Source organism: Paenibacillus sp. LS-5, from assembly GCF_056121505.1.
Genome location: NZ_JBWAVA010000004.1, coordinates 144,526 through 171,071, shown reverse-complemented (window position 1 = coordinate 171,071; position 26,546 = coordinate 144,526). Strand labels below are relative to the sequence as shown.

At 52.0% G+C, this 26,546-nt stretch carries 22 protein-coding genes; 13 read left to right on the top strand and 9 right to left on the bottom strand.

What is annotated here, in order from left to right; all coding sequences use genetic code 11:
- Window positions 1-54 precede the first annotated feature (54 nt).
- From AC0MA3_RS08385 to AC0MA3_RS08370, 4 genes are all read left to right on the top strand, one after another.
- Entirely contained in the window at window positions 55-939 is an 885-nt protein-coding gene (locus AC0MA3_RS08385) for a hypothetical protein (RefSeq protein ID WP_474655837.1), read from the top strand.
- A 105-nt stretch (window positions 940-1,044) separates the two neighbouring features.
- On the top strand, window positions 1,045-2,136 hold the full coding sequence (gene serC, locus AC0MA3_RS08380) for a 3-phosphoserine/phosphohydroxythreonine transaminase (protein ID WP_379160929.1): 1,092 nt from the start codon (window positions 1,045-1,047) through the stop codon (window positions 2,134-2,136).
- Window positions 2,137-2,243: 107 nt separating this feature from the next.
- Window positions 2,244-2,708, top strand: coding sequence for a tRNA (uridine(34)/cytosine(34)/5-carboxymethylaminomethyluridine(34)-2'-O)-methyltransferase TrmL (trmL, locus tag AC0MA3_RS08375; protein WP_379160568.1), 465 nt, complete (start codon window positions 2,244-2,246; stop codon window positions 2,706-2,708).
- Window positions 2,709-2,935: 227 nt separating this feature from the next.
- Window positions 2,936-3,190 carry an AbrB/MazE/SpoVT family DNA-binding domain-containing protein gene (locus tag AC0MA3_RS08370; RefSeq protein WP_379160573.1) on the top strand — a complete coding sequence of 85 codons (255 nt, stop codon included), beginning with the start codon at window positions 2,936-2,938 and terminating at the stop codon, window positions 3,188-3,190.
- Window positions 3,191-3,641: 451 nt separating this feature from the next.
- Here AC0MA3_RS08370 and AC0MA3_RS08365 read toward each other — a convergent pair whose 3' ends face one another.
- The gene (locus tag AC0MA3_RS08365) at window positions 3,642-4,709 is read right to left on the bottom strand and encodes a phosphodiester glycosidase family protein (RefSeq protein ID WP_474655836.1); all 1,068 of its coding nucleotides are present in this window, start codon (window positions 4,707-4,709) and stop codon (window positions 3,642-3,644) included.
- Window positions 4,706-5,113, bottom strand: a complete 408-nt coding sequence (locus tag AC0MA3_RS08360) for a hypothetical protein (protein WP_379160579.1) — start codon at window positions 5,111-5,113, stop codon at window positions 4,706-4,708. The genes AC0MA3_RS08365 and AC0MA3_RS08360 overlap by 4 nt, the downstream gene beginning before the upstream one ends.
- Window positions 5,114-5,392: 279 nt before the next feature.
- Here AC0MA3_RS08360 and AC0MA3_RS08355 point away from each other — a divergent pair, with 279 nt between their 5' ends.
- Both AC0MA3_RS08355 and AC0MA3_RS08350 read left to right on the top strand, forming a co-directional pair.
- Window positions 5,393-6,049 carry a response regulator transcription factor gene (locus tag AC0MA3_RS08355; protein WP_379160582.1) on the top strand — a complete coding sequence of 219 codons (657 nt, stop codon included), beginning with the start codon at window positions 5,393-5,395 and terminating at the stop codon, window positions 6,047-6,049.
- A gap of 68 nt (window positions 6,050-6,117) precedes the next feature.
- The gene (locus AC0MA3_RS08350) at window positions 6,118-7,335 is read left to right on the top strand and encodes an aminotransferase-like domain-containing protein (RefSeq protein ID WP_379160585.1); all 1,218 of its coding nucleotides are present in this window, start codon (window positions 6,118-6,120) and stop codon (window positions 7,333-7,335) included.
- A 224-nt stretch (window positions 7,336-7,559) separates the two neighbouring features.
- On the opposite strand, the gene AC0MA3_RS08345 is transcribed toward AC0MA3_RS08350, so the two are convergent.
- Window positions 7,560-8,348, bottom strand: coding sequence for a DUF2161 family putative PD-(D/E)XK-type phosphodiesterase (locus AC0MA3_RS08345; protein WP_474655835.1), 789 nt, complete (start codon window positions 8,346-8,348; stop codon window positions 7,560-7,562).
- Window positions 8,349-8,522: 174 nt separating this feature from the next.
- Here AC0MA3_RS08345 and AC0MA3_RS08340 point away from each other — a divergent pair, with 174 nt between their 5' ends.
- Window positions 8,523-10,418 carry a PrkA family serine protein kinase gene (locus tag AC0MA3_RS08340; protein ID WP_474655834.1) on the top strand — a complete coding sequence of 632 codons (1,896 nt, stop codon included), beginning with the start codon at window positions 8,523-8,525 and terminating at the stop codon, window positions 10,416-10,418.
- Between the two features lie 270 nt (window positions 10,419-10,688).
- Here AC0MA3_RS08340 and AC0MA3_RS08335 read toward each other — a convergent pair whose 3' ends face one another.
- The 5 genes from AC0MA3_RS08335 to AC0MA3_RS08315 all read right to left on the bottom strand — a co-directional run bounded on the left by AC0MA3_RS08335 (window position 10,689) and on the right by AC0MA3_RS08315 (window position 17,736).
- Window positions 10,689-11,420 carry a hypothetical protein gene (locus AC0MA3_RS08335; protein WP_474655833.1) on the bottom strand — a complete coding sequence of 244 codons (732 nt, stop codon included), beginning with the start codon at window positions 11,418-11,420 and terminating at the stop codon, window positions 10,689-10,691.
- Between the two features lie 219 nt (window positions 11,421-11,639).
- The gene (locus tag AC0MA3_RS08330; protein WP_474655832.1) at window positions 11,640-13,184 is read right to left on the bottom strand and encodes a DUF3502 domain-containing protein; all 1,545 of its coding nucleotides are present in this window, start codon (window positions 13,182-13,184) and stop codon (window positions 11,640-11,642) included.
- Between the two features lie 136 nt (window positions 13,185-13,320).
- On the bottom strand, window positions 13,321-14,205 hold the full coding sequence (locus tag AC0MA3_RS08325) for a carbohydrate ABC transporter permease (RefSeq protein ID WP_474655831.1): 885 nt from the start codon (window positions 14,203-14,205) through the stop codon (window positions 13,321-13,323).
- A 12-nt stretch (window positions 14,206-14,217) separates the two neighbouring features.
- A complete protein-coding gene (locus AC0MA3_RS08320; RefSeq protein WP_474655830.1) occupies window positions 14,218-15,204 on the bottom strand; it encodes an ABC transporter permease in 987 nt (328 codons plus the stop codon).
- A gap of 300 nt (window positions 15,205-15,504) precedes the next feature.
- Complete coding sequence (locus tag AC0MA3_RS08315) at window positions 15,505-17,736, bottom strand: helix-turn-helix domain-containing protein (protein ID WP_474655829.1); 2,232 nt, start codon at window positions 17,734-17,736, stop codon at window positions 15,505-15,507.
- Window positions 17,737-17,936: 200 nt separating this feature from the next.
- On the opposite strand from AC0MA3_RS08315, the gene AC0MA3_RS08310 reads away from it, so the two are divergent.
- Window positions 17,937-19,502, top strand: coding sequence for a glycoside hydrolase family 43 protein (locus tag AC0MA3_RS08310; RefSeq protein WP_474655828.1), 1,566 nt, complete (start codon window positions 17,937-17,939; stop codon window positions 19,500-19,502).
- A 16-nt stretch (window positions 19,503-19,518) separates the two neighbouring features.
- On the top strand, window positions 19,519-20,976 hold the full coding sequence (locus AC0MA3_RS08305) for a glycoside hydrolase family 28 protein (RefSeq protein WP_474655827.1): 1,458 nt from the start codon (window positions 19,519-19,521) through the stop codon (window positions 20,974-20,976).
- 33 nt (window positions 20,977-21,009) lie between these two features.
- Here AC0MA3_RS08305 and AC0MA3_RS08300 read toward each other — a convergent pair whose 3' ends face one another.
- Complete coding sequence (locus AC0MA3_RS08300; protein ID WP_474655826.1) at window positions 21,010-21,873, bottom strand: helix-turn-helix transcriptional regulator; 864 nt, start codon at window positions 21,871-21,873, stop codon at window positions 21,010-21,012.
- A gap of 72 nt (window positions 21,874-21,945) precedes the next feature.
- On the opposite strand from AC0MA3_RS08300, the gene AC0MA3_RS08295 reads away from it, so the two are divergent.
- The 4 genes from AC0MA3_RS08295 to AC0MA3_RS08280 all read left to right on the top strand — a co-directional run bounded on the left by AC0MA3_RS08295 (window position 21,946) and on the right by AC0MA3_RS08280 (window position 26,205).
- Entirely contained in the window at window positions 21,946-22,836 is an 891-nt protein-coding gene (locus AC0MA3_RS08295) for a pectinesterase family protein (RefSeq protein ID WP_474655825.1), read from the top strand.
- A gap of 51 nt (window positions 22,837-22,887) precedes the next feature.
- A complete protein-coding gene (locus AC0MA3_RS08290) occupies window positions 22,888-23,916 on the top strand; it encodes an alpha/beta hydrolase family protein (protein WP_474655824.1) in 1,029 nt (342 codons plus the stop codon).
- Window positions 23,917-23,958: 42 nt separating this feature from the next.
- Complete coding sequence (locus AC0MA3_RS08285; protein WP_474655823.1) at window positions 23,959-25,083, top strand: glycoside hydrolase family 88/105 protein; 1,125 nt, start codon at window positions 23,959-23,961, stop codon at window positions 25,081-25,083.
- Between the two features lie 234 nt (window positions 25,084-25,317).
- Window positions 25,318-26,205, top strand: a complete 888-nt coding sequence (locus AC0MA3_RS08280) for an AraC family transcriptional regulator (protein WP_474655822.1) — start codon at window positions 25,318-25,320, stop codon at window positions 26,203-26,205.
- The last annotated feature ends 341 nt before the right edge of the window (window positions 26,206-26,546 follow it).

The window sequence follows — 26,546 nt, the reverse complement described above, 5'->3', positions numbered from 1 at the left end:
TAATAAGTATGTGTGAAGTCAAGACTAGCAGTTGTGGAAAGGAAGGTTTCAAACATGGCTTACAGTCTCTCAAATGGCATTCTTAAGGTAGATATTGCCGATATCGGGGAGTACAGCGGTACGCGATTCGATTGGACTGGATTTATTACAGGAGTGACTTTAGTACAGGGGGGACATACCTTTGGTGTTCCGGAGAGCCTGGTTCCAGGTCAGGGAAGCGGCGGTATGGGCTTCTGTAATGAGTTCGGCATTTCCCGGGCAATTGGTTATGAGGATGCAGCGGTTGGCGAGTGGTTTCCTAAGCCTGGAGTTGGGTTGCTTCAAAAGGTAAGTGATGCACCATACGATTTTTTCGGGAGTTATCCGTTGATTCCTTTCGAGGTGGTTGAAGAACGCAGCGGGGTGTCCGCTATTTATACCGTTCAGCCGATGGAGTGCCGGGGTTATAGCATGCTTTTGACCAAGTCCATTGTGCTGCAGCAGGACCGGCTGAATATTTCCTATACACTGGAGAACATGGGAGACAAGCCGCTGCATACCGAAGAGTATATCCATAACTTTGTGGGAATTAACGAGGCAAATGTCGGGCCTGACTATGAGCTTAGAATCCCGGCTGGACTCAAAGTGGAAGAACCGGAATCTTCCTATACGGCAGAGCTGCTCATGGTATCGGGAGATACCCTTAGCTGGAGGGCGGAGCCTGACCGTCCATTCTACTGCAGACTGGGAGGCAGGGGGCATGGGGAGGCCGATTGCTTCTGGGAGCTGCGTCATTCCACAAGTGGAGTCGCAGTGAAAGAGAGTGGAGATTTCACAGTTGACCGTATGGCGCTGTGGGGTGAAAAACATGTAATTTCTCCCGAGGTTTTTGTGGACGTCAGCATTTTACCGCGTCACAGCAAGCATTGGAGCCGCAGCTATCGGTTTTTCAACATATAATGGCCGCAATCTTACCTCTTATGTGAATAATTATACTTGATGGTGTGTGAGATTATTGCTATCATAGCGATATCCATATTCATAGGAGAGAAAGGGTGGGGAGCAATTTTGAACAAGAGAGCATACAATTTTAACGCTGGTCCAGCGGCACTGCCGCTCACAGTACTTGAGCGCGCACAAGCGGAGTTTGTCGAGTTCCGGGAGAGCGGAATGTCCATTATGGAGATGTCGCATCGTGGGGCGATATACGAATCCGTGCATAATGAAGCGCAGGAACGTCTGCTTTCGCTCCTCGGCAATCCTGAAGGCTACAAGGTTCTGTTCATTCAAGGCGGAGCAAGCACGCAGTTCGCCATGATCCCGATGAACTTTATCTCTGAGGGCCAGGTAGGCAGCTATGTTATGACAGGAAGCTGGGCGGAGAAGGCGTTCAAGGAAGCGAAGCTGGCAGGCGGTGCACATGTCGCTGCTTCTTCCGAGGATAAGAAGTTTCTGGCTATTCCGGAGCTGAGCAGCATCAAGGCGGCCGATAATGCAGCTTATCTGCATATTACTTCGAATGAGACGATTGAAGGAACGCAGTACGCGGAGTATCCGGATTCCGGTTCTATTCCACTGATCGCGGATATGTCCAGTGACATTCTCAGCCGTTCCTTTGACGTGAACCAATTTGGGCTGATCTATGCTGGTGCGCAGAAAAATCTCGGACCTTCCGGTGTAACCGTGGTGATTGTCAAGGAAGAGCTGGTTGCCAAATCTCCATCGAATATTCCGACGATCCTGCGTTATGATACACACCTGAAGAACAACTCTTTGTACAATACACCACCATCCTTCTCTATATATATGGTTAACGAAGTGTTAAAATGGATTGAGGAGCAAGGCGGACTGGCCGGTATAGAAGTTAAGAACCGCGATAAAGCAGGTCTGCTGTATGATCACATCGATGGCAGCGACGGTTTCTACCGCGGGGTGGCGGAAGCGGGCAGCCGTTCCATTATGAACGTTACATTCCGTATGCAGTCGGAAGAGCTGGAAAAGCAATTTGTCAAAGCGGCCGAGCAGGAAGGTTTTGTTGGGCTGAAGGGACACCGCAGTGTTGGTGGCCTGCGCGCCTCCATATACAATGCCGTTCCTTACGAGAACATAAAGGCACTATCCGATTTCATGAAGCATTTCCGGCAAACTCAAGGTTAATGAATGCGAATTTTGCAGCCTTCCGCCTGTTGGCGGGAGGCTTTCTGCTTTCAAATCCTACAACACCAACAGGCTGTTGAGCCTGAAGAGAGGAAGTTCACTACGTTATGGCATTACATATTGTACTGGTGGAACCGGAGATTCCGGCCAACACCGGCAACATCGCCCGGACCTGTGCAGCAACGGGCACCCATCTTCATCTGGTACGTCCACTCGGCTTCCGTACCGACGATGCCACACTGAAGCGTGCAGGACTGGATTATTGGCATGCGGTGCATATCGAATATCACGACTCCTTTGCGGAGGTACTGGAAAAGTATGCAGAGGGCCGGTTCTTTTATGCAACAACCAAGGCAGACAAGCGCTATAGTGATTTTGCATTCCAGGACGGGGATTTCTTTGTATTTGGCAAGGAAACCAAAGGCTTGTCTCCAGAGATTCTGGAAGCTGGCAGGGAAACCGCCATGCGTATGCCGATGAGTGAGGCTGTAAGATCACTGAACTTATCGAACTCGGCAGCGATTATTGTTTATGAAGCACTGAGGCAAATGAATTTTCCGCAACTTTTTTAAAAATTATCCTAATTTTTTTGATTTTTTCAGCAGGATTCGACATTTTGGTAACGAAATAGAAGAATAGTGCCGAAATAAGTAGTATAGAGCGTGAACTTACTAATGTTATAAGAGAAGTTGCCGGAAAATTCTGTGTATCAGCTTTTCTGGCAACTTCACTGCCCCAATCTTAAGTTCATCTTATATAGCTACTAATTTTTAGTTGAACAGGAGAGTGTAAGTTAGATATGAAACCTGCTGGCGTAGTTCGAAAAGTAGATCAGCTGGGTAGAATTGTTCTGCCTAAGTCCCTGCGTAAAAGGTACCAAATGAATGAAGGGGATCCTGTAGAAATTCTGGTGCAGGGAGATCATATCATTCTGGAGCGTTACCGTCCCAAATGTGTCTTTTGCGGATCGATCGAAGGCGTAAGCGAATATAAAGATCGTTATATTTGTGCTGAATGCCTGACGGAAATGACCCAATTGCCAAGACACGCCTAGAACAGACCGGGCATTTCAGGAGAATGTTCGCAAGAGGCAACATGTACATAGGTTAGACATCAACTTGCGCCCTCTTGCGGAAACACCATTCAAGTTCCAAAGTGGGCTGCAGCCAAGCGGCGACTGCTGTACTGACAAAGGACGGTGACCGTCCCTGAGGGATAGAAGGATGTATCATGATGTGAAGTTCTACATCCTTCTCTTCCCAAAAAAGAGCGCCGCACATTTGTGCGGCGCTCTTTTTTATAGGCCGTTGGTCTTGTCATCGTTGTACGAAGCAGTAAGAATACCTGCAAGAAACAACAGAAATACAAGGGTGATGATCCAAAAAGTCAGGGAAAACGACATGCGTACACCTCCGTGAGTGACTGTATTCGTTTCCCTGATTATAACCCGCAGTTTACCAAAAATAAACGAAAATGTGATCAGCTTCATTGACAATACATAATTATTATCTAAAGAAGAGAAAACTCGTAGGAACCTTACGCAGATTTCCATCCGATGGCTGATTGATGACCCTTCCATTGAAAATCAGGGAAGAAGAACCTCCGCCATCCAGATTGTAGGCATCCGTAACACCCATGCTCGACAGTTTGTTTTGAAGCTCCGTTAGAGTTGCGCCGGAGTTCCCATTTTCATTATAACCGTCTGCTACCATAATCAGCAGCTGATCATCCTTATACTTGCCGATAACTGTGCGCGGGGCACGTTTGGGGGACACTTGCCATTTGGATGGAATGGGCATCTTGCTGTTATTCTTCAGCAGAACCGGGACAAAAGTAGCGCCGAAAACAGGCTGCAGCCGGTCCAGCTGGGTCCGGCTGTAAAATTGTCCTCCGATCAGCTGGCCTGAAGCGTTTAGTCCAACAAAACTGAGATCCTTATAGCTGGATTCGAAGCCGTACAAGTATTTACCGCCGATGACTGTTGTGGAGAGCGGGTAACGTTTGCCGTCCTGGTCCGCAAATCCGCCGGCGTTGATGCCGGCAGTTGCGCCATAGCGGTTCACGGCCTGAAGTGTCGTTTCTGCTCCGCCTTTGCCGTTTCCGGCCAGACTCATTTTCATGGCGGTAGGGTCCTTGAGTTTTACTTTGAGAGCATAAGCTTTATAGTTGCCGGGGTTCAGCCGGTAGAGTTCAATGGTTATCCGGTCGCTTTGTACGACATCGGCAGGAATGCCGAGCCTAGAAGTGATCCGGCGGTTGTAGATATTCTCCGGACGTTTTGCCTGGGACTTGGCCATTTGGACCAGTGCATTCATGGCATTAGTAGTCTGATTATACAGTTTCGCACTGGCTCCGATGGAATCTATAGTATACGAGGCCGATGCTTGAGCAGCGGTCAACTCATTGAGCAGCGCGGCTGTTTCATGGACAGGTCCAGGTTCTGCAGTGAACTTGCCTGCATCCAGGTTCAGTTCAAGAGGTGGCTGATACCACCATAAACAGAGAAATAATCCGATAAATGGCGCGGTCAGAAGCATGAAGAAACGGTTGACTCTTTTAACCGGCGTCATCATTTCAGCAGGTCCATTTCTTGTTGCAGGGCAGCCAGTTGTTTGCGCACTTCGTTAAGCTGGGTGTAAAGCTTATTGCTGTTATCTGTTTTGTTGCTGGCATTATCTTTGGTAAAGGTGAGAAGCTCGTTAAAGGTTTGCACCGTATTCTGCAATTCCTTGACTTGTTGGGAGAGCACTCCAATTCGCGTCTCGTAATCGGTCTTCAAAACGGTAAGCTGCTGCTGGCTCTGGGTGCTAAGCTCGCTCAGCACCTGCTCTTTAAGATGGTTGGTATAGCTGTACACGGCGTAAAATCCGAGTCCGATCATCAAAATCCAGAACAGTAAAAACCATTTTACGGAAGATCGGCTTCTCGCTGAAGTAGAACGCGAGTGTATCGGTGTCGATTCCGCTAGCGGTTGCATGTAATCACCTCAGGCAAATTTTTTTCAAGTTCTCATTCTATCAGACTTTTACTATTTTCGCAAAAGTGAAAAGGCTTATGAAAACATGAAAAAGTAATTGCACTTTATCAAACTACTGGATACAATTTCTATAGATTGGAAGTTATGAGGGGCGTATTCAAGGAAAAAGAAGGGAATATTGACAAGTCATCATGGAGCCTTGCTTGTGTACCGACAAAAAACGCTACGGCGCTTCTCTTTCTGGGTAAATATATATAGTAGCAGGAGGTTTGGGCAGTAATGATGAAGGTGTGGCGGGTGATCATCGTGGGATGTCATCCCACAAGTATGCTGGGTACAAAATTGATTTTAGAGGAAGGAAAAGAAATTGAAGTCGTAGGTATGTTCTCCACGTGGAATGAGGCTGTTAATACTGTTCAACAGGAGCAGCCGGATCTGGTGCTGACCGATTATGAAATGCCGGAAGGCAGAGTGGAGGGTCCGCTGGTAGAAATGAAACAGAGCTCGAAAGAGTCTCATTTCATTATTATGACCGAGGAAGAGGACTGTGACCTGTTCCAGCCGCTCATGGAGCTGGGCGCAAGCGGCGTATTGTCCAAGGGGGCTTCTCCCCGTCAGCTGCTGCAAATGATCAATGGATTGCGTGAAGGATTTCTCTCTATTCCGCTGAACTGGGTGGAGAAAGGGCTTCGGCCCATGACAAGCTCCCGGGGACTGGACGGGCTGCTGCAGTTGACCCAGACTGAGATGTTCATAATGGAACGGATTGTTCAGGGAATTACATACGATAAAATTGCTCTTGAAATTGAAGTCAGCCGGCGTTCTATTGATAACTATCTGAGAAAAATATATGTGAAGCTGGAGGTCTCCACCAGAGCGCAGGCTATTGAGAAATTCGCGCTTTTCTCCAGACAAAAAAGGCAAATGTACGCATAACCCAAGCATGACGACATATTGCAGGCCCGGAAGGAATATTCTTGGTACCAGGGAGAAGGGGGGAGCATATGAAATATGAGTTTTCTGCCCGCGCACATACATTGAATTCTTCACCACTGCTGAGCATACGTACAGAGACACGCAGGGGTACGTTGATTTCATTAGCCGAAGAGCTGCCGGCCGAAGAATTGTTTCCATTATCTCTGCTGGCTGAAACAGCATCCACAGTAATCTCGGAGGATGCCGGAGCCCTGCAATATGGTGATCCTGAAGGGTATGGGCCGCTTCGTGAATGGTTAACCGGAGACTGGCTGAAGGCCAAGGGTGTGAGTGTTCCCGAAGGCGGAGTTCTTCTGACAACGGGAAGCCAACAAGCGATTGATCTATTATCCAGGGTGTATATTGACCCCGGAGACCGTGTATTGGTGGAGAACCCGACATCTCCGGGAATTCTGCAGGTGCTGCGGATGCAGGGTGCTGTGATTATTCCAGTCCGAAGTGACCGGGACGGGCTGCTGCCGGAGCACTTACGGACCCAGATCCGACTGCATCGGCCCAAGATGCTGTTCGCTACGCCGAGCTTTACAAATCCAAGCGGGATGTTATGGAGCTTGGCCAGACGTAGGGAAGTACTTGAGCTGTGTACCTCGCATAACCTGCTGATTGTTGAGGATGATTCTTATGGTGATCTTCATTTTCAGAGGTACACTGAACATCCGTCAAAGAAATATCCGTCTTTGTATGCACTTGAGAATATCAGTGAGGGTGGACATGTGCTCTACATTGGTTCCTTCAGCAAAACCGTTGCACCTGCCCTGCGGACGGGCTGGGCGGCAGGCAGCCGCGAGTTGATCGGAATGATGGCCGCAGCGAAGCAGATGGCCGATTGGCAGTCCAGCTCGCTTAATCAGCGGCTGCTGCATCATCTGCTGGATGCGAGCGCTTTTGACCTGCGCGAGCATATCGCCCTGCTGAACCGCGAATATAACACCCGCCTGAAGCTGATGGCGGAGCTGCTCAAGCGTCCGGCGTGGAAGAGCTGCAGCTATGATCTGCCGTTAGGCGGTATGTTTCTGTGGGTGACGCTTCCAGAGGGCCTGGATTCCATGGCGCTCCTGAAAGCCTCGCTGGCAAAAGGCGTGGCCTTTCTGCCCGGACCGCTATGCAGTGTAACCGGCGGAAATGACCGTATCCGGCTTAACTTCAGTCATCCCGGCCGGGATGAGCTGCTGCTGGGCATGAACCTGATGAGCGAGGCGGTTACGGAGTTCACGGCGCGGAGCTGAGGGTTCAGGGGCCAGGAAATCTGGGGTTGAAGGTATGGTTGTGTACAGTCTGTTATGAAAAACGAGTCTCCTGAATTCAGGGGACTCGTTTTTTCAGTGTTATCGGGCGGAGAGAGAGGTCATGGGCGGAATTATAAATGAAGCCTAGGGCAGCTGTGAAGACGGCCGAAAGCGGGGCAAACGCACTTATTCTAGCGTTGGCCCCGCAGTACGGAGCGGGAAGGCTACAGCTTGCCCGCGCTGATCTCTGCGATCGCGGCATATTCAAGCAGCGCCGCGGTCCCGGCGGCCGTGAGCGTGTAGCGGCCGCGCCCCACCCGGAAGAACCACCCATAGTAGTTCTTCTGCAGGAATGCGGCGGCGCCCGGCACGCCGCTTCTCTTGCGCAGCTCGGCGGGGGTCACGCCGAGCGGTGCCTCCGCCCGGCTGCGCTCAGCCGCCGGGCTTAGGGCGAAGCCGGCCGCGTGGGCGGCTTCGGCCTCGGCCGCCTGCAGCGCGAGGGCCACGCGCAGCGCCTTTTCGCGGTAGGCTGTCACGAGCTTGACGCGCGTGCTGCCGCCGGTGTTGTAGTCCCCGCTGCGCCCCTTGAACTCATAGAGCAACCGCTCGCGGCGTCTCGCGCCGCTGCGGACTTGAGGCGGCGCGTCGCCCGGCTCCGCGAGCACCTCGACCAGCGGAGCCTTGGTCTTGTAGAAGACCACGGTGATCAGCCCAAGGCCGAGGCGGCGGCACAGCGCGGTAAGCTCGCCCCAGCGCTGGTTCACCGCGCCTTTTTTGTCCCGCACGCGTTCTACCGCGAGGAAGACATTAGGACTGAGCCGGAGCCGTTCAACCCCCTGCAGCAGCAAAGCGAGGTTGAACGATTTTTTCATCTCCACGATTAGCGGCAGCTCTTCATCCTCACGCAGGCCTACCAGATCGCAGGTCCTCACCTCGCCTTTGATCGAATAGCCCTGTTTCTCAAAAAAACTCTTCAAAGGAGCATACAGCTCCGTTTCATGCTTAACGGCCATAGTTGTCACTCCTGCGCCCTAATTTATAGGTATATGCATTTTACTGGATGATTCATGATTCTCTATTATAGCACAGCAAAAAAGAGGTCAACTATTCCGGGCCCGCCGCATAGTTATGTAATACACTTTCTAAGCTGGTGGAGCAAGTAGGAGCGCAAGAGGAGGTAGCGAGCAATGGATATATTTGAGCGTATAGCTTCGTATCGGGCTGAGAACGACCGTTTGGCGTGGAGCGGCACCTTCAAGGAGTATATAGAACTGCTGAAAAAAGATCCCTCTCCCGCGAAAACGGCTCATTCCCGCGTATACGACATGATCAAGTCACACGGCGTAGAGGACATTAACGGACGCAAACGGTATAAGTTTTTTGAACAGGAGATCTTTGGACTCGACCGTGCGGTGGAGAAGCTGGTGGAAGAGTATTTCCATTCTGCCGCCCGGCGGCTGGATGTGCGCAAACGGATCTTGCTGTTAATGGGGCCGGTCAGCGGGGGCAAATCGACACTGGTTACCCTGCTGAAGCGCGGACTGGAGCAGTATTCGCGGACGGAAGAGGGTGCGGTATATGCGGTGGAAGGCTGCCCGATGCATGAAGACCCGCTGCATTTGATTCCGCTGGAGCTTCGTCCGGAGATTGAGCGGGAGCTTGGTGTACGCATCGAGGGCAACCTGTGCCCGTCCTGCCAGATGCGGCTCAAGAATGAATACCACGGCGATATCGAACAGGTTAAGGTGGTCCGTGTGCTTTTGTCGGAGGAGGAGCGTGTCGGCATAGGGACCTTCAGTCCATCCGATCCGAAGTCGCAGGATATCGCCGACCTGACGGGCAGCATCGATTTCTCGACCATTACCGAATACGGTTCGGAATCCGATCCGCGCGCCTACCGCTTCGATGGGGAGCTGAACAAGGCCAACCGCGGACTGATGGAGTTCCAGGAAATGCTCAAATGCGACGAGAAATTCCTCTGGAACCTGCTGTCACTGACCCAGGAAGGGAACTTCAAAGCCGGCCGCTTCGCGTTGATCTCTGCCGATGAGATGATCATCGCCCACACGAATGAGACGGAATACAAATCCTTTATCTCTAATAAAAAGAATGAAGCACTCCAATCCCGCATGATCGTCATGCCTGTCCCGTATAATCTCCGGGTGTCTGAAGAGGAAAAAATCTACGCCAAGCTCATCGCCCAAAGCGATATGAAGCATGTCCATATTGCCCCTCATGCGCTGCGCGCGGCGGCGATTTTCTCGATTCTGACCCGCCTTAAGGAGAGCAAGAAGCAGGGCATGGATCTGATCAAAAAGCTGCGCATGTACGACGGTGAAGAGGTTGAAGGCTACAAGGAAGCCGATCTCAAGGAAATGCAGACCGAATATCTGGACGAAGGGATGTCAGGCATCGATCCGCGTTATGTTATCAACCGGATTTCCAGTGCCTTGATCAAAGGCGATCTGCAGTGTATGAACGCGCTGGATGTGCTTCGGGCGATCAAAGACGGTCTGGACCAGCATCCTTCGATTACGAAGGAGGAGCGCGAGCGCTATCTGAACTTCATTTCCATTGCCCGCAAGGAATACGACATTCTGGCCAAAAGCGAAGTGCAGAAGGCCTTTGTCTACTCTTTTGAGGAATCCGCCAAAACGCTGTTCGAGAATTATCTCGACAACATTGAAGCCTTCTGCAACTGGACCAAAATCCGCGATCCGCTGACCGATGAGGAGATGGAGCCGGATGAACGGCTGATGCGGTCCATAGAAGAGCAGATCGGTATTTCCGAGAATGCCAAAAAAGCTTTCCGTGAGGAGATCCTGATCCGGATTTCGGCCTACTCCCGTAAAGGCAAAAAGTTCGAATATAACAATCATGACCGGCTGAGGGAAGCTATTGAGAAAAAGCTGTTCACAGATCTGAAGGATATCGTCAAAATCACCACCTCCTCCAAAACACCGGATGAAAGCCAGCTGAAGCGCATCAACGAGGTCTCCAGACGCCTGATCGATGAACATTCCTATTGCCCGATCTGCGCCAACGAGCTGCTGAAATATGTCGGAAGTCTGCTAAACCGCTAAGGGAGCATGCAGCCTGTAATGCATAACAGACGGAACATCCGCTTGTTAGCCAGCATGTCAGGTTATTAGTAGAACAATGCACGGACTGCCTGCTGGCGGTCCTTTTTGCTATGCATGAAATTCCCTGAAATCGATCATTGGAGGCAAAACTAGTGTAGAGGCTTGTCCCATAACGGTTTAACCCTTACATACGACAGGACAAGAGGAAGGAGATTTTCCGCTCCCTCCTCCACAGTGAGAAGCTTAGTTATCCTGGTTTATCGTCCCGGCTTACTTCTTAGACTCCTTAGATTCTGCAGATTCCGGGTTCTTACCGCCAATATTAAAGCCTAATTGTCCATTATATTTACCCACCTGCCCGGCAACGCCCAAGCCTGCGCCTTGACCGCCGCCGTACTGTGCTGTAGCCTGGGCGCCGAGACCGTTATCACCGCCAAGCTGCAGCTGGGTTTGAAATCCTGCGCCTTGGCTGAAGCCCAGATGGCCTTCCGCATCTGCACTCAGACCGTAGGTTCCACCAACTTGCGCCCCTGTGTGGAAACCTGCGCCTTGACCGCCGCCCAGCTGGGTTTTGGCCTGGGCTGCAATTCCGTATTTCCCTAAGGCCTGAGCTTCTGCATTCAGCCCCAGACCCTGACTGCTGTCCAGATGGGTATTGCCTTGCGCATGGATGCCATAGGATGTGTTGCCAATGTGGCCGCCTGCATGCATCCCCGCGCCTCCATAGTTTAATTTCCCGCCAGCTTGTAAGCCAATACCGTGTTTGCCGCCTACTTCTCCTCCAGTATCAACATGAATCCCTTGCCCGCTGCCCACACCTGCGTTCATATAACCACTTACCAGTTCCTTGTTTGTGGTTGGGCTGTCTGCTGGCGGTGCTTCCGGGCTGCTGTCTGAGCGAACCAGATGGTAGTAATGAGAGTAGGGGTAGGAAGTGGAGCGGGAATAAGGATACACGGATGAATAAACCGGACTGTTTGAATATTCGTTCCCAAAGGTCATTTGGAATACCTCCATTATTCAATTAATTACAACAGCCTATTCAGGGTATCGTTGAAATGATACATGACTTTGGTGGGTCATACCGGTATGATCCATGCTGTGAGCCGGTTCCCGGCTGGTTAATGACATGAACAAGGGATGTCCTAAGCCATTACATGGTCTTTGGGACATCCCCTGTTGAGCTGTGGGAACCACAGCTTCGCCTGCTGCGACTAAGGATTATTTTGACTGCTTGGCGTACCATTCCGAGAACTGTTTCTGGTACTCGGCGATATATTTATCAATCCCCGCCGCCTTCAGTCTATCCAGCGCTTTCGGGAATGCCGTGTCATAATCGCTAAAGCCGCTGCCGATTGGGGCGAGGTATTCAGTGAACACTCCATTCAGCTTCGTCTCTTCATTCTTGACCGGCGTGTTGTCAAAATTAAAGCCGGCACCTTTGGAGATGATTGCTCCATCATCCCATGCTTTGTATTCGGCAATGAAATCATCCGGTACGGTGTTGTCGAAGCGGATGAAGTTTTTATTCATCAGCAGCCAGTCGGGAATCAGTGAATCGGTGCTGATTTTGGTCAGGCGGCCGTTCTCATCCAGGGTATAATCAGTTCCCTTGATGCCATAGGCAAAGAGGTCGTACAGCTCCTGATTTTTTTGCAGGAGATTGAAGAACATGACATAGCGTTCAGGGTCCTTGGCGGCAGAAGAGACGAAGAAGGCGGTGCTGTAAGTGCCGCGGCTGATTTTCGGGCGGCCCGTGCCGAGGAAATAGTTAACCAGCTTGGCGTCAGGTACGGCTTGGGAGATGGTTGCCGCACCCTCGAACGGACGGGCCGCTGTGCCTGCCCAGAACATTGCTTTGCCGGAATTCCAGTCCGACTGCAGCTGCGGAACATTGGTGGCGGCATATTTGGGGATGATGCCTTTTTCATACCAGCCGCGCATCAGCTTGGCATAAGCTTTGAACTCTTCGGATTCAAACCAGTTGATGATCTGATCGTCCTGGGCTGATTCATCAAGCGCAATGAAGTCATTCTGCCAGTACAGATTTTTGTCAGTGAAGTCATATTGCAGCATTCTGCGGGCATCGGTACTGGCGTAGCCGATCAGCTCGGGATGAAGGGCATGCGCTTTATCATAAAATTGTTCGAGCTCTGCCAGTGAAGTTATCTGCTTCATCCCGGCTTCTTCCAGCAGATCCTGGCGGACGAGGACGCTGTAGAATTCTGCGGAATTCGGTTTGTTGCCCACCGGGATGGCATACTGTTTGCCATCGAGCTGAAAGGCGGTGAAAGAGGCTTCATCCACCGTTTTGCTCAGATCAGCTGCAGCGGGGACATAGGAGGTAAGATCGGCATAGAGTCCTTTGGCTACCGATTTCACCATATAATTGGCATCGGTATAGGTGGCGAAATCCTCACCCGTTGAGAGCATCAGATCGGTTTTGCCGCCGCCGTATTCAGTCCAGGGCAGGAACTGGAACTCTACCTCGGCATTGATTTCTTTTTTGATTACATTATAGAACTCCGTCTTTGCCAGCTCCTTCATCCGGTTCGACTCATCCCCGTACAGGACAATCTTCAGCTTGGCGGGGGCCAGGGCGCTGCCTTCAGTTCCGCTGTCCGCTGACGCTGCATTTGCTGTACCTTCGTTGCCGCTATTGCCGGATTTACTGGAGTTAGCGCTTTCATTATTGCCCTGCGAGCAGGCGCTTAACAGAAACACAGCAGAGAGGAGCAGATTGTACCAACCTTTTTTCTTATTCATGATGAACCCTCCTGAAAATAGAATGTACATATGAGGCATATATTGCAAAGGCTGTGCTCCCTTCACCCATTGTACAACAAGTTGGCTGCGGGGAGCAGGGGCCTGAAGCAATCCATACTGCTGCATTGTGCAGGAATCAGCCCTTGACTGAGCCGACGATAATGCCCTTGACGAAGAAGCGCTGAAGAAAAGGATACAGAATGGCTATCGGCAGAACAGTCAGGCAGGTCATGGCCATCTTGGCTGTCTCAAGCGGAGGAGCGATCATCGCGCCACCCACCTGTGCGGCGTTGCCGGAAGCGAGGAATTGGATGTTCGCCATCATGTTGTACATTAAATACTGGATCGTGTAGAGATCCTGGTTGGATACCAGCATCAGCGGCAGATAGAAGTCATTCCAGAACTGCAGCGCATAGAACAAGGAAATAGTGACAAGCCCGACCCGGCCGAGCGGAATCATAATGTAGAAAAAGATCCGCAGATGGCCAGCCCCGTCGATTTGCGCCGATTCCACAATTTCGTGCGGAATGCTGCGGAAATAATTCGCCATCAGGAACATCAGAAACACACTCAGTACATAAGGGATGAACAGCCCGAGCAGCGTATCGTCTAAGTGATAATATTTGGTGCTCAGGAGATACCAGGGCAGCGTTCCGCCGCTGAACAGCATCGTGAAATAAGCGAAGAAGGCGAAGAAATTTTTGAGTCTGAAGCCTTTGACCGAAATGACGTAGGCGTAAGCGGTAGTTACGAGCACGGCGGTCAGGGTACCCAGCACGGTTACAATCACCGACATGGAGTACGCCCGCAGAATCTGCTCTGCTTTGGAGCCAAACAGGAATTCGTAGGTTTCAAAGGTAAAACCTCTGGGCCAGAACGAGTACCCCTCTGCAGCAATCCGCGATTCGGTAGAGAGTGAACCGGAGACTGCCAGCACAAACGGCACAAGACAAATGGCCGAAAAAACGGCTATACAGACATAAAAGAGAATGAGCATGCCTTTGCTTTCGGTAGTATGCATGATAGTTGTCTCCTAAAATAGTTTGCTGTCTTTGTCGTACCATCCCGCCAGCTTGTTCGCCAGCAGTACCAGAATGAAGCCAAAGACGGATTGATATAGCGTAATAGCAGAAGCGAAGCCGAACTCACCGGAACGGATGGCGGTGCGGTAGACGTATACGTCGATAATGTCGGTTGTAGGCAGCAGCAGCGGATTGAGGAAGGTTACACCCATAATCATACTGAGATCTCCTTTGAGCATTCCGCCGATACCGAGCAGTGTCATCAGAATAATGGAGGGAATCAGCATCGGTATGGTAATTTTGGTTATGACCTGCCACCTGGAAGCACCGTCGATCCGTGCGGCCTCATAGTAGGAGGTATCGATCCCCTGCAGTACAGCGTAGTAAATAATCGCCCCGTAGCCTGCACTTTTCCAGATGTTTGCCAGCACCAGAATAATTACGAATAGCCACGGGCTGGAATACCAGTCCATTTGGGCCAGGCCAAGCGCCTTAAACAGCTGGTTCATAATACCTTTGTCGTAATCAAGCAGGGAGAAGAGGATGGCTCCGATAATAATCCATGAGATAAAATACGGGAAAAACATCACGCTATGCGTTACTTTAATGAACCACTTGCTGCGCAGCTCATTCAGGATCACGGCGATAGCGACGGAAAAGAAGGTACCGGTCAGCATATAAAGCGCATTCAACATTACGGTGTTGCGTGTGGCTCTCAGGGCGTCCTCCATGCTGGAGAAAAAGAACTCGAAGTTGGAGAAGCCTGCCCAGGGGCTGCCGAAGATTCCGTCGTTATAGTTGTAATTTTTGAAGACGAGAATCAGTCCACTCATTGGCAGGTACGCAAAAAGAATTAAAATGATAATACCCGGTAGAGCGAGCAGGTACAGGGAGCTGTCTTTCCTTAGGGATCTGCGGAGGCTTCCGGTTCTGGCGGCCTTAAGCTTCAGGCTCAGGCTTTGCCGTTCCGGCTTCTCCGGTGCAGCCTCTTGAATCATTTACAATTCACTCCTTTGTGACTAGCGTTATCCTATTTCCCCGTATCTCAGGGGGGTGCTTTACAAGGCAAATCATAAATCAGCAGTAAATGTAAACGCTATCAAAATAAACGGAAAAAGGTTAAAAAAACAGAAACATAGGCCTTAAAAAAACGAAAAAGGCATCACTTTTCTACTTTTTGAGAGCATAATGGCCTTTTTCGGCCCAAAAAAAGATGCCCAGGCCATTTAAACGGCTGCTGGACATCCTTGGATTTATTATTGACTGCTTGGGCAAGCGGAGAGGAGAGGCTATTCCAGCTAATCCTGATGCTGCAGAATATGATTCATTCTCCATTTGGAGGGCGTTACCCCATATCGCTTCTTGAATTGGGTTGTAAAATAGGTGCTGCTGTTGTACCCTACCTTTCCGGCAATTTCCCGTATATCCATTCCGAGCTCGGTAACCAGCAGCAGCTGTGCCTGATCCAGGCGCAGGAGATTGATGAAATCGGGGAAGCTGCTGTTCACTTCATCGGCGATCAGTCTGCTGAGGTAGGCAGGGCTAAGCGACATCTTCTCGGCAAGCGCGTTCAGCGACAGCCTTGGATCGTCATAATGCTCCCGGATATAACAGATAGCTTCGGCTGCGATACTCCGGGTCTGTACGGCGCTCATGGCAGAGATCCGCGCGAGGGCGGAATAACAGCCGGCTTCAATCCAGCTGCGCAGCTCGTCATAACTTCGGATCTTCCAGATCCGCTGGTAATCATCCAGAAACCCGGAGTGCTGAACCTCGCTGCTAAGCTCAGCGGTGCGGCTCAGCTCAACAGCAAGCCTTGACAAGGCAATAGTGGCAGGTTCAGCACGATAGCTGGTCATAACCGCCAGCAGCCGTTCTACCGCCTGCGGAATGTGTACGCCCTGCTCCGGCAGCCTGACTGCCTGCAGCACAGGCTCGAGCGTATGCTCAGGTACCGGACTGCTGTTCAGGTGGATGGTATCATCAGCAAAGACAATATTCTGCTTATCGTGAAATTTAATATACTGCAGGCAATCGGCAGCTTCATTGTATTTGGACTTTAGCTGGCTCAGGTCATCCGACAATCCGCTGATTCCAAAGGCGAAGCGTACACCGGACGGGAGAAGGAGGGTAGCGGTCTCCTCCCATTTACTGCGGTACATGGCATAATCCCCGAAGCTTCCAGTGTTAAGCTCACTGAGAATGAGGACTGCGGACCCTTCATGCGGCTGGAAGGACTGCACCTCAGCCAGTGCGGCGAATGCTGAGCGGATCTGCTGAATGCCTTCACTGCCCACACCCCAGGCATCCCCGGGTGCTCCTTCCGCTAATACCTCCATTACGCATACGCAATAAGCTCCTCCAGGCGAGATTAAGCTCATATTGGGATTCCCGCTGTGTTCCGGAGCTCCGCGGGGCGAGAGCAGCCAGCGCATCAAGGCGCTGTCATGATTCTCCTTCTTCAACTGCTCCAGCTTGACCCCGATCATCGCTAATTCCTGACTGGCTGTATCGAAATCCCCGCCTGTCTTCAGTGCCTCATCATTTCCGGACAGATGGACGATATTGCCGAACAGACGGCCGATAGGCTTGTAGATGTGCCGGGAGAGCAGGCCCGAGATAATGAACGCAGCCAGAATAAGGGCGAGGCACAGGCCAATCATCAGATTACGTGCGCTGGAGATATCCCGGATGCTGTCCTTATAAGAAGTCTCCGACACGAACCACAGCTTATCCCCCGGTGAATACACAAAGGTAACCAATTGGGGTTGTTGCCCCTCAGCTTTATAGACAAAAGAACCTCTTTCATCAGAAGAAGCGACGATCTTCTCCAGCATGTCAGAATCCAGGGGAGTTCCGGACAGTGCGCTGTGCATAAGCACTGTAGCGTTCGCATCGAGCACGGCATAACGAGTCGCTTCACCGTCTGTCTGCGTAAACAGATTATTCTGCAGCTTGGACAAATTGACTGTTAACGCCACTGCCCCATAATACTCACTGTCCGCGAAGGCCCGGTCATTATAGAAGACGGTCAGCAGTGTCACGGGACTCCCATTGTTCAAAGTAGCCTTCCAGAGGAAGGGAGATTCAATAATGCGGCTGTTCCGCATCCGCTGTGACAGCTCCAGCTTGGACGAGGGGCTTAGTGGCATATTCTCAAACATGGCGACGGGCTCTTTTACACCAAAGATGTATGCGTTCTCAAGATACTGATTGACTACCAGTGCGCCGCGGATCTGGCTTAGGGCACTATAGAGCTGGTCGCTCCAGTCAGTATCTCCGCTCATCATCAATGCATGGATATTCGGATTGGCATAGAAGTCCATTGTATAGTTCTGGACAATCTCTTTATAGTTCATAAATACGGTTTCTGTATTCAGTAGTACATTCTGGTTCGCTTTATTGACACTTGCTATCGAGATATTCCGGTACCAGTAAAAGATTACAACTGCCAGCACAAGGATGCAGCAGACAGATATTGTAGTCAGGCTGATAAAAAAGCGGGTGTATATTTTCCTGTTTTTGCCCATGCTGATCGCCCCTTTGTGTAATCCTACTATACTCATTCTAGAGGGACAAGTCATTCTCTGACAAGACAGGAAAAGTGATGGATTGAGCATAAAAGTATAAAATCGGAGAAACAGAGCATGAAAAATGCAAGAAAGTTAAATCTGGACGAACTATAATTGGTTGTGCTTACATTTTAAATGCATTGAGGAGGCTTCCTATATTGAGAACATTCCGCAACCCGGTACTGCCGGGCTTCTATCCTGATCCTTCGGCCATCCGTGTAGGTGAGGATTACTATCTTGTGACTTCCAGCTTTGAGTTCTTCCCCGGTGTTCCGGTCTTTCACAGTAAGGATCTGGTGAACTGGCGGCAGCTCGGGCATGTGCTGGACCGTCCGTCGCAGCTGAATCTGGATCATACGATTCCCTCTATGGGCATCTGGGCGCCGACCATCCGCTATCATGAAGGCCTCTTTTATATGATTACTACCTATATTGACAATGACAAGAATCAGCACAATTTCTATGTTACGGCAACCGACCCCGCCGGGGATTGGTCTGATCCCGTGTGGCTGGAGGATGCGCCGGGCATCGACTCTTCCTTATTCTTCGATGATGATGGCAAAGTGTACTATACCGGCAACCGGGTTCCGCCGGAAGGCCAGGATTATCCGAAGCATATGGATATTTGGCTGCAGGAAATCGATCTTATAGCGGGCAAGCTGACAGGACCCAAGATCAGCATCTGGCAGGGGGCACTCAAGGTGGCCCATGCACAGGAAGGCCCGCATGTGTACAAAATCGGAGATTGGTATTACGTCCTGATTGCCGAAGGCGGAACCGGCCATACCCATGCAATTACCATTGCCAGAAGCAGGAATGTGATCGGCCCTTATGAAGGCTACAAGGCCAATCCGATTCTGACTCACCGGCATCTCGGCAGACAATATCCTATTGTGAATGTCGGCCACGGGGAACTTGTGGAGACCCAGCATGGGGACTGGTGGATGTTCTGTCTGGCCTCCCGGACGAACGGCGGTTATTACCGCAATCTGGGACGCGAAACCTTCCTCACACCGGTCAGCTGGGAGAATGAATGGCCTGTAGTGAATCCCGGCAAAGGGGTGTTGGAATTGGAGGCGGCTGCTCCGGATTTGCCGGAGACGAAATGGCCGGAGCTGCCGGTGCGTGATGATTTTGATGATTGTGAGCTTGCGCCGGTATGGAACTTCCTAAGGACACCGCGCGGTGGATTCTGGAGTCTTGCGGAACAACCGGGGGTACTGCGGCTGCAATTGAAGCCCGAGCGGCTCTCCGAGATCAATAACCCGTCCTTTGTCGGAAGACGCCAGCAACACCTCAGCTTCAGAGCCGCTGCAGATATGACGTTTAGTCCGGGTACGGAGAATGAAACGGCCGGGTTTGTTCTCCTGCAGAATGCAGATTATCATTTCCGGTTTGAACTGGGGATGGATGCAGGTGAGCAGATGCTGCGCCTCATCGAACGCCGCGGTGGAAGTGAACAGCTGCTTGCAGCATTGCCTTATCCGAAGGATAAAGTGCAGTTTAAGGTAGAGGCCAAAGGGCAGGAATACAGCTTCTTTTTCAGATCTTCGGAAGCTGACAAGTGGAGTGCTCTGTATGAAGGAGCGGACGGAAGGGTACTCAGCACCGATCTGGCCGGAGGTTTTACAGGGGCTTATATGGGGATGTATGCAAGCTCACAAGGGACAGTAAGCGGGAATCACGCGGATTTTGACTGGTTCAGCTACGATGGTCTTGAGTAAAAGGAGGGATAAGACGATGAACGGCAAGCAGAATTCACATGCTTATCCACTGCCTGAGCTTCCGCAGATTCCTGAACGGATATTTAGCATAACTGATTATGGAGCCTCACAGGGCGACGGAGTTTCACTGTGCACCTCTAGTATACAGGCTGCGCTGGATGACTGTGCTGCTGCCGGAGGAGGAAAAGTAATCATTCCGCCCGGAATCTGGCGCACGGGTCCGCTTACCTTGCATAGCCGGATCAATCTCTACGCTGAGCGGGGAGCGCTTGTGTTGTTTGCTGCCGATCCGGAGCTGTACCCCCTGCTTCCGTCGCATTATGAGGGAACGTCCGGCTGGCGCTGCCAGGCGCCTCTGGACGGAGAAGCTTTAAGTGACGTGGCGATTACAGGAGAAGGCATCTTCGACGGCAGCGGTGAAGGATGGCGGCCGGTAAAACGGTTCAAAATGACAGAGCAGCAGTGGCAGAAGCTCACTGGCTCCGGCGGTGTAACGGATGTGGAGGGTGAAATCTGGTGGCCTTGCCGTGAAGCGATGGAAGGGGAGGCCTTCGTCCGTAAGCTGCAGGAGAATGGAGAAAGCGGGATGGAGGCTTATTTGCCAGTGCGGCCATATCTGCGTCCGGCCTTGCTTAGCCTGCGGAACTGCCGCAGAATACTGCTTGAAGGGCCGACGTTCCAGAATTCTCCGGCCTGGTGTCTTCACCCCATGGGGTGTGAGGAGGTTACTGTGCGTAATATTCAGGTGCGCAATCCGTGGTATTCACAGAACGGGGACGGCCTTGATCTGGAATCCTGTACACATTCGCTTGTCGAGCACTGCAGCTTCGATGTCGGGGATGACGCGATCTGTCTGAAGTCGGGCAAAGACGACGAAGGCCGCAGAATGGGTATGCCCTGCCGGTATATTACGATCCGGTATTGTACCGTGTATCACGGACATGGCGGGGTGGTGATCGGCAGTGAGATGTCCGGAGGAGTCCATGCAGTAAGAGTCCATGATTGCCTGTTCATCGGCACGGATATCGGCCTGCGGTTCAAAAGCACCAGAGGCAGGGGCGGAGTAGTTGAGGATATTGTAATGGAAAATATCACGATGAGCGGTATTCTCCACGAGGCGGTGTCTTTTCATATGTTCTATGCAGGAGTTGAAGGCTCGGAAGGGCATGACAGCCAGCTGTTCCCGGTAACTGAAGCAACCCCTGAATTTCGGGATATCATCTTACGGAACATCATCTGCCATGGAGCGGCCACCGCACTGCTTGTAAACGGGCTGCCGGAAATGCCTCTCTCCCGGCTTGCTGTCGAGAACTTTCATGCCGTAAGCGAACGCGGGATCATTCTGCGTCATGCCGAAGGCGTGCTGCTGGACCGCATCAGTCTTCAAACCCCGACTGTGCCGGCCCTGCAGATGCAGAGCAGTAGCGGTGTCACAGTAACGAACTCAGCAGATTTGGTTGGTACGGAAAGATAACGACCTTCTGCGCACCTGAAACCGGAATTCACACTATACCCTGGATGAATGGCGCATCCGTGCTTCCTTCCGGTATTGGAGCGGGGTCAGTCCGGTTGATTTTTTGAAAGTCTTATTGAAGTGAGAGAGATGTTCGAACCCGACAGCAGCGGCGATTTCCTGGATTCTGTCGTCAGACCCGGCGAGCAGCCGCTCGGCTTCCCTTACCCTGATGTGGACGATGTATTCACGGAAATGGAAGCCCGTCAACCGGTGGAATACCCGGCTTAAATAAGAGGGGCTGATGAAAAAATGTCCTGCCGTCTCTTCAAGGGTCAGGGACTCCCGGTAATGACTGCGGATAAAGGTAGCGACTTCCGTGACCAGCTGATGCAGCGGATGTTTTGTTCCTCCGGCCTGTGATGTGGTCTCTGAGCGCTGCAGCAGGATCATCAGCTCGGTCAATAAAGTGCTTACGCAGGTTTCATAATACGGGCGCTGCAGGCGGCATTCCTCCAGCATCCGGGTCAGCAGGCTCTCCGCCTCGTCCTGTTCACGCAGCGTTAACCTGAACAGGCGGTAGCCCCGGCTGTGGAACCACTGTGCTCCATTTCGCAGCACGGGCGGCAGCAGACCCGGATCATAATTGATCAGAATCCGCTCGAACTCGGCCATCTCTGAACTGGCAGTGGCATGAAGCTCGCCCCCGGGAATCAGGATCAGCTCGCCTTTATGCACTGTAACCACCCGGTCGTCCACAAAATATACGCGCTCCCCTTCCAGCAGGTAGTATAGCTCGGTCAGTTCGTGGCTGTGGGGACGCGGCATGGCGGTAATGCCTTTACGCTTCATATGCTGGATGCTGTACCGGCCGTCTTCAATATAATATTTGGGATTTGGGCTACTTACGCTGGTCATGAATCTCCTCTTCTCTCCTAACCGTTACGGTTATTATAGAATAAACACAGGCTGATATGAAAGGAGCGGCACATGCTAATTACAGTCTCCAAAAATAGCACTGAAGGATATGCCAGTCTGCAGGCAGCGCTGGATTCCATCCCGCCGGAGCATACCTCTGAGGTAACGATCCGGATCAAGCCCGGCATTTACGAGGAGAAAATCACTGTTGGGCCTAAGGCGCCTCCGATCCTGCTGCTTGGCGAGGACCCGCAGTCGACCGTCCTCACCTGGTCCGATAACGCCCATACGCCTGGCTCTGACGGAGAGCCGCTGGGTACGTTCAGATCAGGAACGCTCAATGTGTTCGCCGAACATTTCACAGCGGAGAATCTGACGATCTGCAACGCCTCCGGTCCGGGCACCGGTCAGGCGGTAGCGGCTTTCATCGATGCCGGACAGGCGGTCTTCCGCCGCGTACGTCTGCTTGGGGATCAGGACACGCTGTATACCGGAACAGGCAAGCAATATTACGATGATTGCTATATCGAAGGCGATGTGGACTATATCTTTGGTGCCGCTACGGCTTTATTCGACCGCTGTCACCTGCACAACAAGCGCTCCAGAGGCTATATCACAGCCGCTTCCACACCGGAAGGCGCAGCATTCGGCTATGTATTCCTGGACTGCCGGATTACCGGAGGGGAGGGTGTAAGCGAGGTGTATCTTGGACGCCCTTGGCGTCCCCACGCGCATGTCGCCTTCATCCGCACACTCATGGATGGTTCAGTAATCGGCGAAGGCTGGCATAATTGGGGGCAGCCTGAGCGGGAGGAGACCAGCCGCTATGAGGAATTCGGGAGTATGGGCCCCGGAGCCCAACCGGAAGCCAGAGTAGCATGGTCCCGGCAGCTGAACCCGCAGAAAGCTTCGGAGTACAGGGTACTCACTATATTGGACGGCTGGCATCCGGAGGGTTACTAGGATTAGGGTAACCGTTTGCAGTGCGGAAATAGTTTAGGAGGTGAACCATGGATGGATGCACTACAGCAATACATGAATAAGCTGACGGATTCAGCACCCCGCAGTGCCGAGTTCCGCGCGGACCTTCCTTACGGGGAATGGCGTTCTATGCTCGCTAGCGGCTTCACCGGGCAGCTGGGCGGATTCCCGGAGGCTCCGGCTGAGCTGGAGCCGGTATTGCTGGAGCGGGTTGCCTGCTCCGGCTATACACGGGAGCGTATAGAGATCACTACCTATGACGGAATGAGGATGCCTCTATACCTCCTCATCCCGGAACAGGCGGCTACTTCAGCGGTGCCTGCCGTGATTGCAGTTCACGGACACGGCTACGGCAGCCGGGAGATTACCGGCTTGAATCCGGAGGGGTCAGACCGTGAGGGAGAAGCGGGACTGCATAAGGATTTTGCTGTCTCTCTGGTCAAGGAAGGGTATGTGGTCGCTGCCCCGGAAGTGCTTGGATTCGGTGACAGACGGCTGGCAGAAGACCTGGCCAGTGGTGAACCGGGGCGGAATTCCTGCTTCCGCCTGTCCTCGGCACTCTTAATGGCCGGTCAGACCATGGCTGGCTACCGCATCTATGAAACGATGCGGACACTGGATTATTTGCAGACCCGGGATGAGGTTATAGGTGAGCGTATAGGGATCATGGGCATTTCCGGCGGAGGACTGGTGGCCGGGTTCACGGCAGCACTTGACGAGCGGATACGCTGCGCAGTGGTAAGCGGATATGCGAATACCTTTGCAGACAGTATTCTGACACGGAACCACTGCCTGGATAATTATATCCCCGGAATTCTGCTCGAAGCAGAGATGCCGGATCTGCTGGGGCTGATTGCACCAAGAGGCTTATTCCTGGAGTCGGGGGATGCAGACCCTCTATTCGGTCCGGCAGGGGCGAGGCGAGCCTTAGCCAGACTGCAGCTTATATACAGCGCGGCCGGACAGGGCGGGCAGGTGGAGGCGGATTTTTTCTCAGGCGGTCATGAAATTCATGGAGAACCGGCATTTGCCTGGCTGCACAGGCAGCTTGCCGGTAATTAAGGCCAAACTTAGCTTGCACGACAAGCGACAGGAGGAATTGGGATGTCTATTACAGAAGCAAGTACTGCAAGCTGGTCCCGCAAAATTGCGGATTCGATCCTCAGTCAGTGCAACGAACAGGGTGAGCATGCCTTTGTGCTGGAACGCTGGGCTTATGTCCCGGGCATGCTGCAGATGGCGGTGGCACGGGCCGGTGTCCAGCTTGGTAAGCCTGAATATGTCGGCTATATGCAGCGGCACATGGACAGCTTCATCGGCGAGGATGGCTCGATCCGCACGTACAGGCTGGAGGAGTATAATCTGGACCAGATCAACCAGGGCAAGAATCTGTTCCTCCTATACCAGCAAACCGGAGAACAGCGTTATGCCGAAGCTGCTCATATGCTGGCTGCTCAGCTGATTGGACATCCCCGCACTTCCGAGGGCGGATTCTGGCATAAGAAAATCTATCCGTTCCAGATGTGGCTGGATGGGCTGTACATGGCATCGCCGTTTCTAGCGGAGTATGGTGCAGTCTTCCAGCGTCCTGAACAGATTGACGAGGCGGCTCATCAGCTGCTGCTGATCGAACGCAGAACCCGGGATCCGCGCACTGGTCTGCTCTATCACGGCTGGGATGAATCGAAGGAGCAGGAATGGGCCAATCCGGTTACCGGCTTGTCCGCCCATTTCTGGAGCCGGGCGATGGGATGGTATGCGATGGCGGTAGTGGATTGCCTGGAGCATTTCCCGGTTACGCATCCTAAACGGGGAACGATCATCGGAATATTCCAGCGGATGTGCGGGGCACTTGTGGAGGTACAGGACGAAGAGACCGGACTCTGGTACCAGGTGCTGGATCAGGCAAGCCGCAAGGGCAATTATCTGGAGGCCTCCGGCTCATGCATGTTCGTCTATGCAATGGCCAAAGGATTAAGACTCGGTTATCTCGAGCCTTCCTTCAAAGAAGCTATGTTAAGCGGCTATGAGGGTATTCTGACGCACCTGGCCAGTGAAGATGATCAAGGCGTGCACCTGCATCGAATCTGCCATGGGGCCGGGCTCAGCAAAGACCGTAACGGTTCCTATGACTACTACATTTCGGAAGCCGTATTGTCCGATGTGCCGATGGGCGTTGCTCCTTGGCTGCTGGCTTCACTTGAAGTGGAGAAGTACTTATCCGTCTGATGCCAAAGAATGATGTGAATGATGTGTTGGATACGTGTGATTAACATTAGATGTACAGCCCGTTCTTTCCTTGGAAAAGGAAGGAGCGGGCTGTTTGCTTTTTGCCGGGACCACAGTCCGTCAGGTTAGAACGATTGCTGCGTGAAGATCTCAAGTATAGCAAAACAGGAACAGCCCGCTTGGCAGCCAGTTGCTATAATAAAATCACCGATCGGGGAAAGGCTGGGTGGCTGCTTGAATTACAGTAAGGATATCGAGAGATCCATAGAATATATTGAACAAAATATAAAAGAAAATTTGACTGCTGAGGAAATTGCCGCGCAGACGGGATATTCGCTGTATCATTTCAGCCGGGTGTTCAGCCTGTGTAAGGGGATGTCTGTGATGGAATATGTGCGCAGCCGCAAGCTGTCTTTGGCGGCAGTAGAGCTGTTCAGCGGAAAGCGGATCATTGATATCGCACTGGAGTACGGCTTTGAGACGCAGAGCGGGTTCACGAAGGCGTTCCGCAAGGCTTTTGGCTACAGTCCCTCGCAATATGCGGCGCGGATGAATGGTTATCTTCAGGATGGTCCTATTTTTGAAATCGGAGGTTATCTAATGAATCCAGTGATAGTACAGAAACCGGCTTTCAAGGTCGCAGGCTACGGCATAGCCACAAATGTGGCGGAAGGCAGTTATACAAAAGATATTGCTTCCTTCTGGAGCCATTATGAAGGTGAAAATCTGGAGTCCAAAATGTATGCTCTTCTACACCCGCCGAAGCATGGAGAGGTTGGGTTATGCGTGCCAGGCTCTGACGGCGGCCATGCCACCTATTTGCTGGGTGTGATCGTGGACGATTTCAGCCGGGTAAGCGAAGACATGGTCACCGCCGATGTGCCGGAAGCCCTGTATGCGGTCTTCACTACACCGCCCGTGGATACATCGGAGGGGAAGGATCAGGAAGCGTTCGTGCAGGTGATCAAGAGCACCTGGAAGTATATTTTTGAAGAATGGTTTCCGGCGGGTGAATATGATTATGATGAGAGCAAACTGGATTTTGAATTCTACGACGAGCGCTGTCATTCCCGGGTGGATACGGTGATGGAGATTTATGTTCCGGTGAAGGGGCGACTTTGAGAAAAAGAAAAACGGGGCAAGGCTATCCGGTGTATGGCCGTAACTGCGGGAATGTTTGGACTTACGGCCGCTGTTAAGGTTGGATCTCTTGATTTGAACCGCTGTACAGCGGTGGAAATCCAACCTTAAAGGAGGACGCTACCGCTCCTTCAGTTCCAAACTTCCCTCCGTTACTCTCACCCTTACAGCTATTTCCTAGAATTCCTATTTTAGCGGTCGCTAAGGGGTAGCGACCGCTAATTAAGGCCCGCTAGCATCTTCGTGTGCTGGCGGGCTATTGAACATGCCGGCGGTTCTTTCAGAAATAGGGGCAATTTCGGCCTTGTTTTCCAAAAGGAACT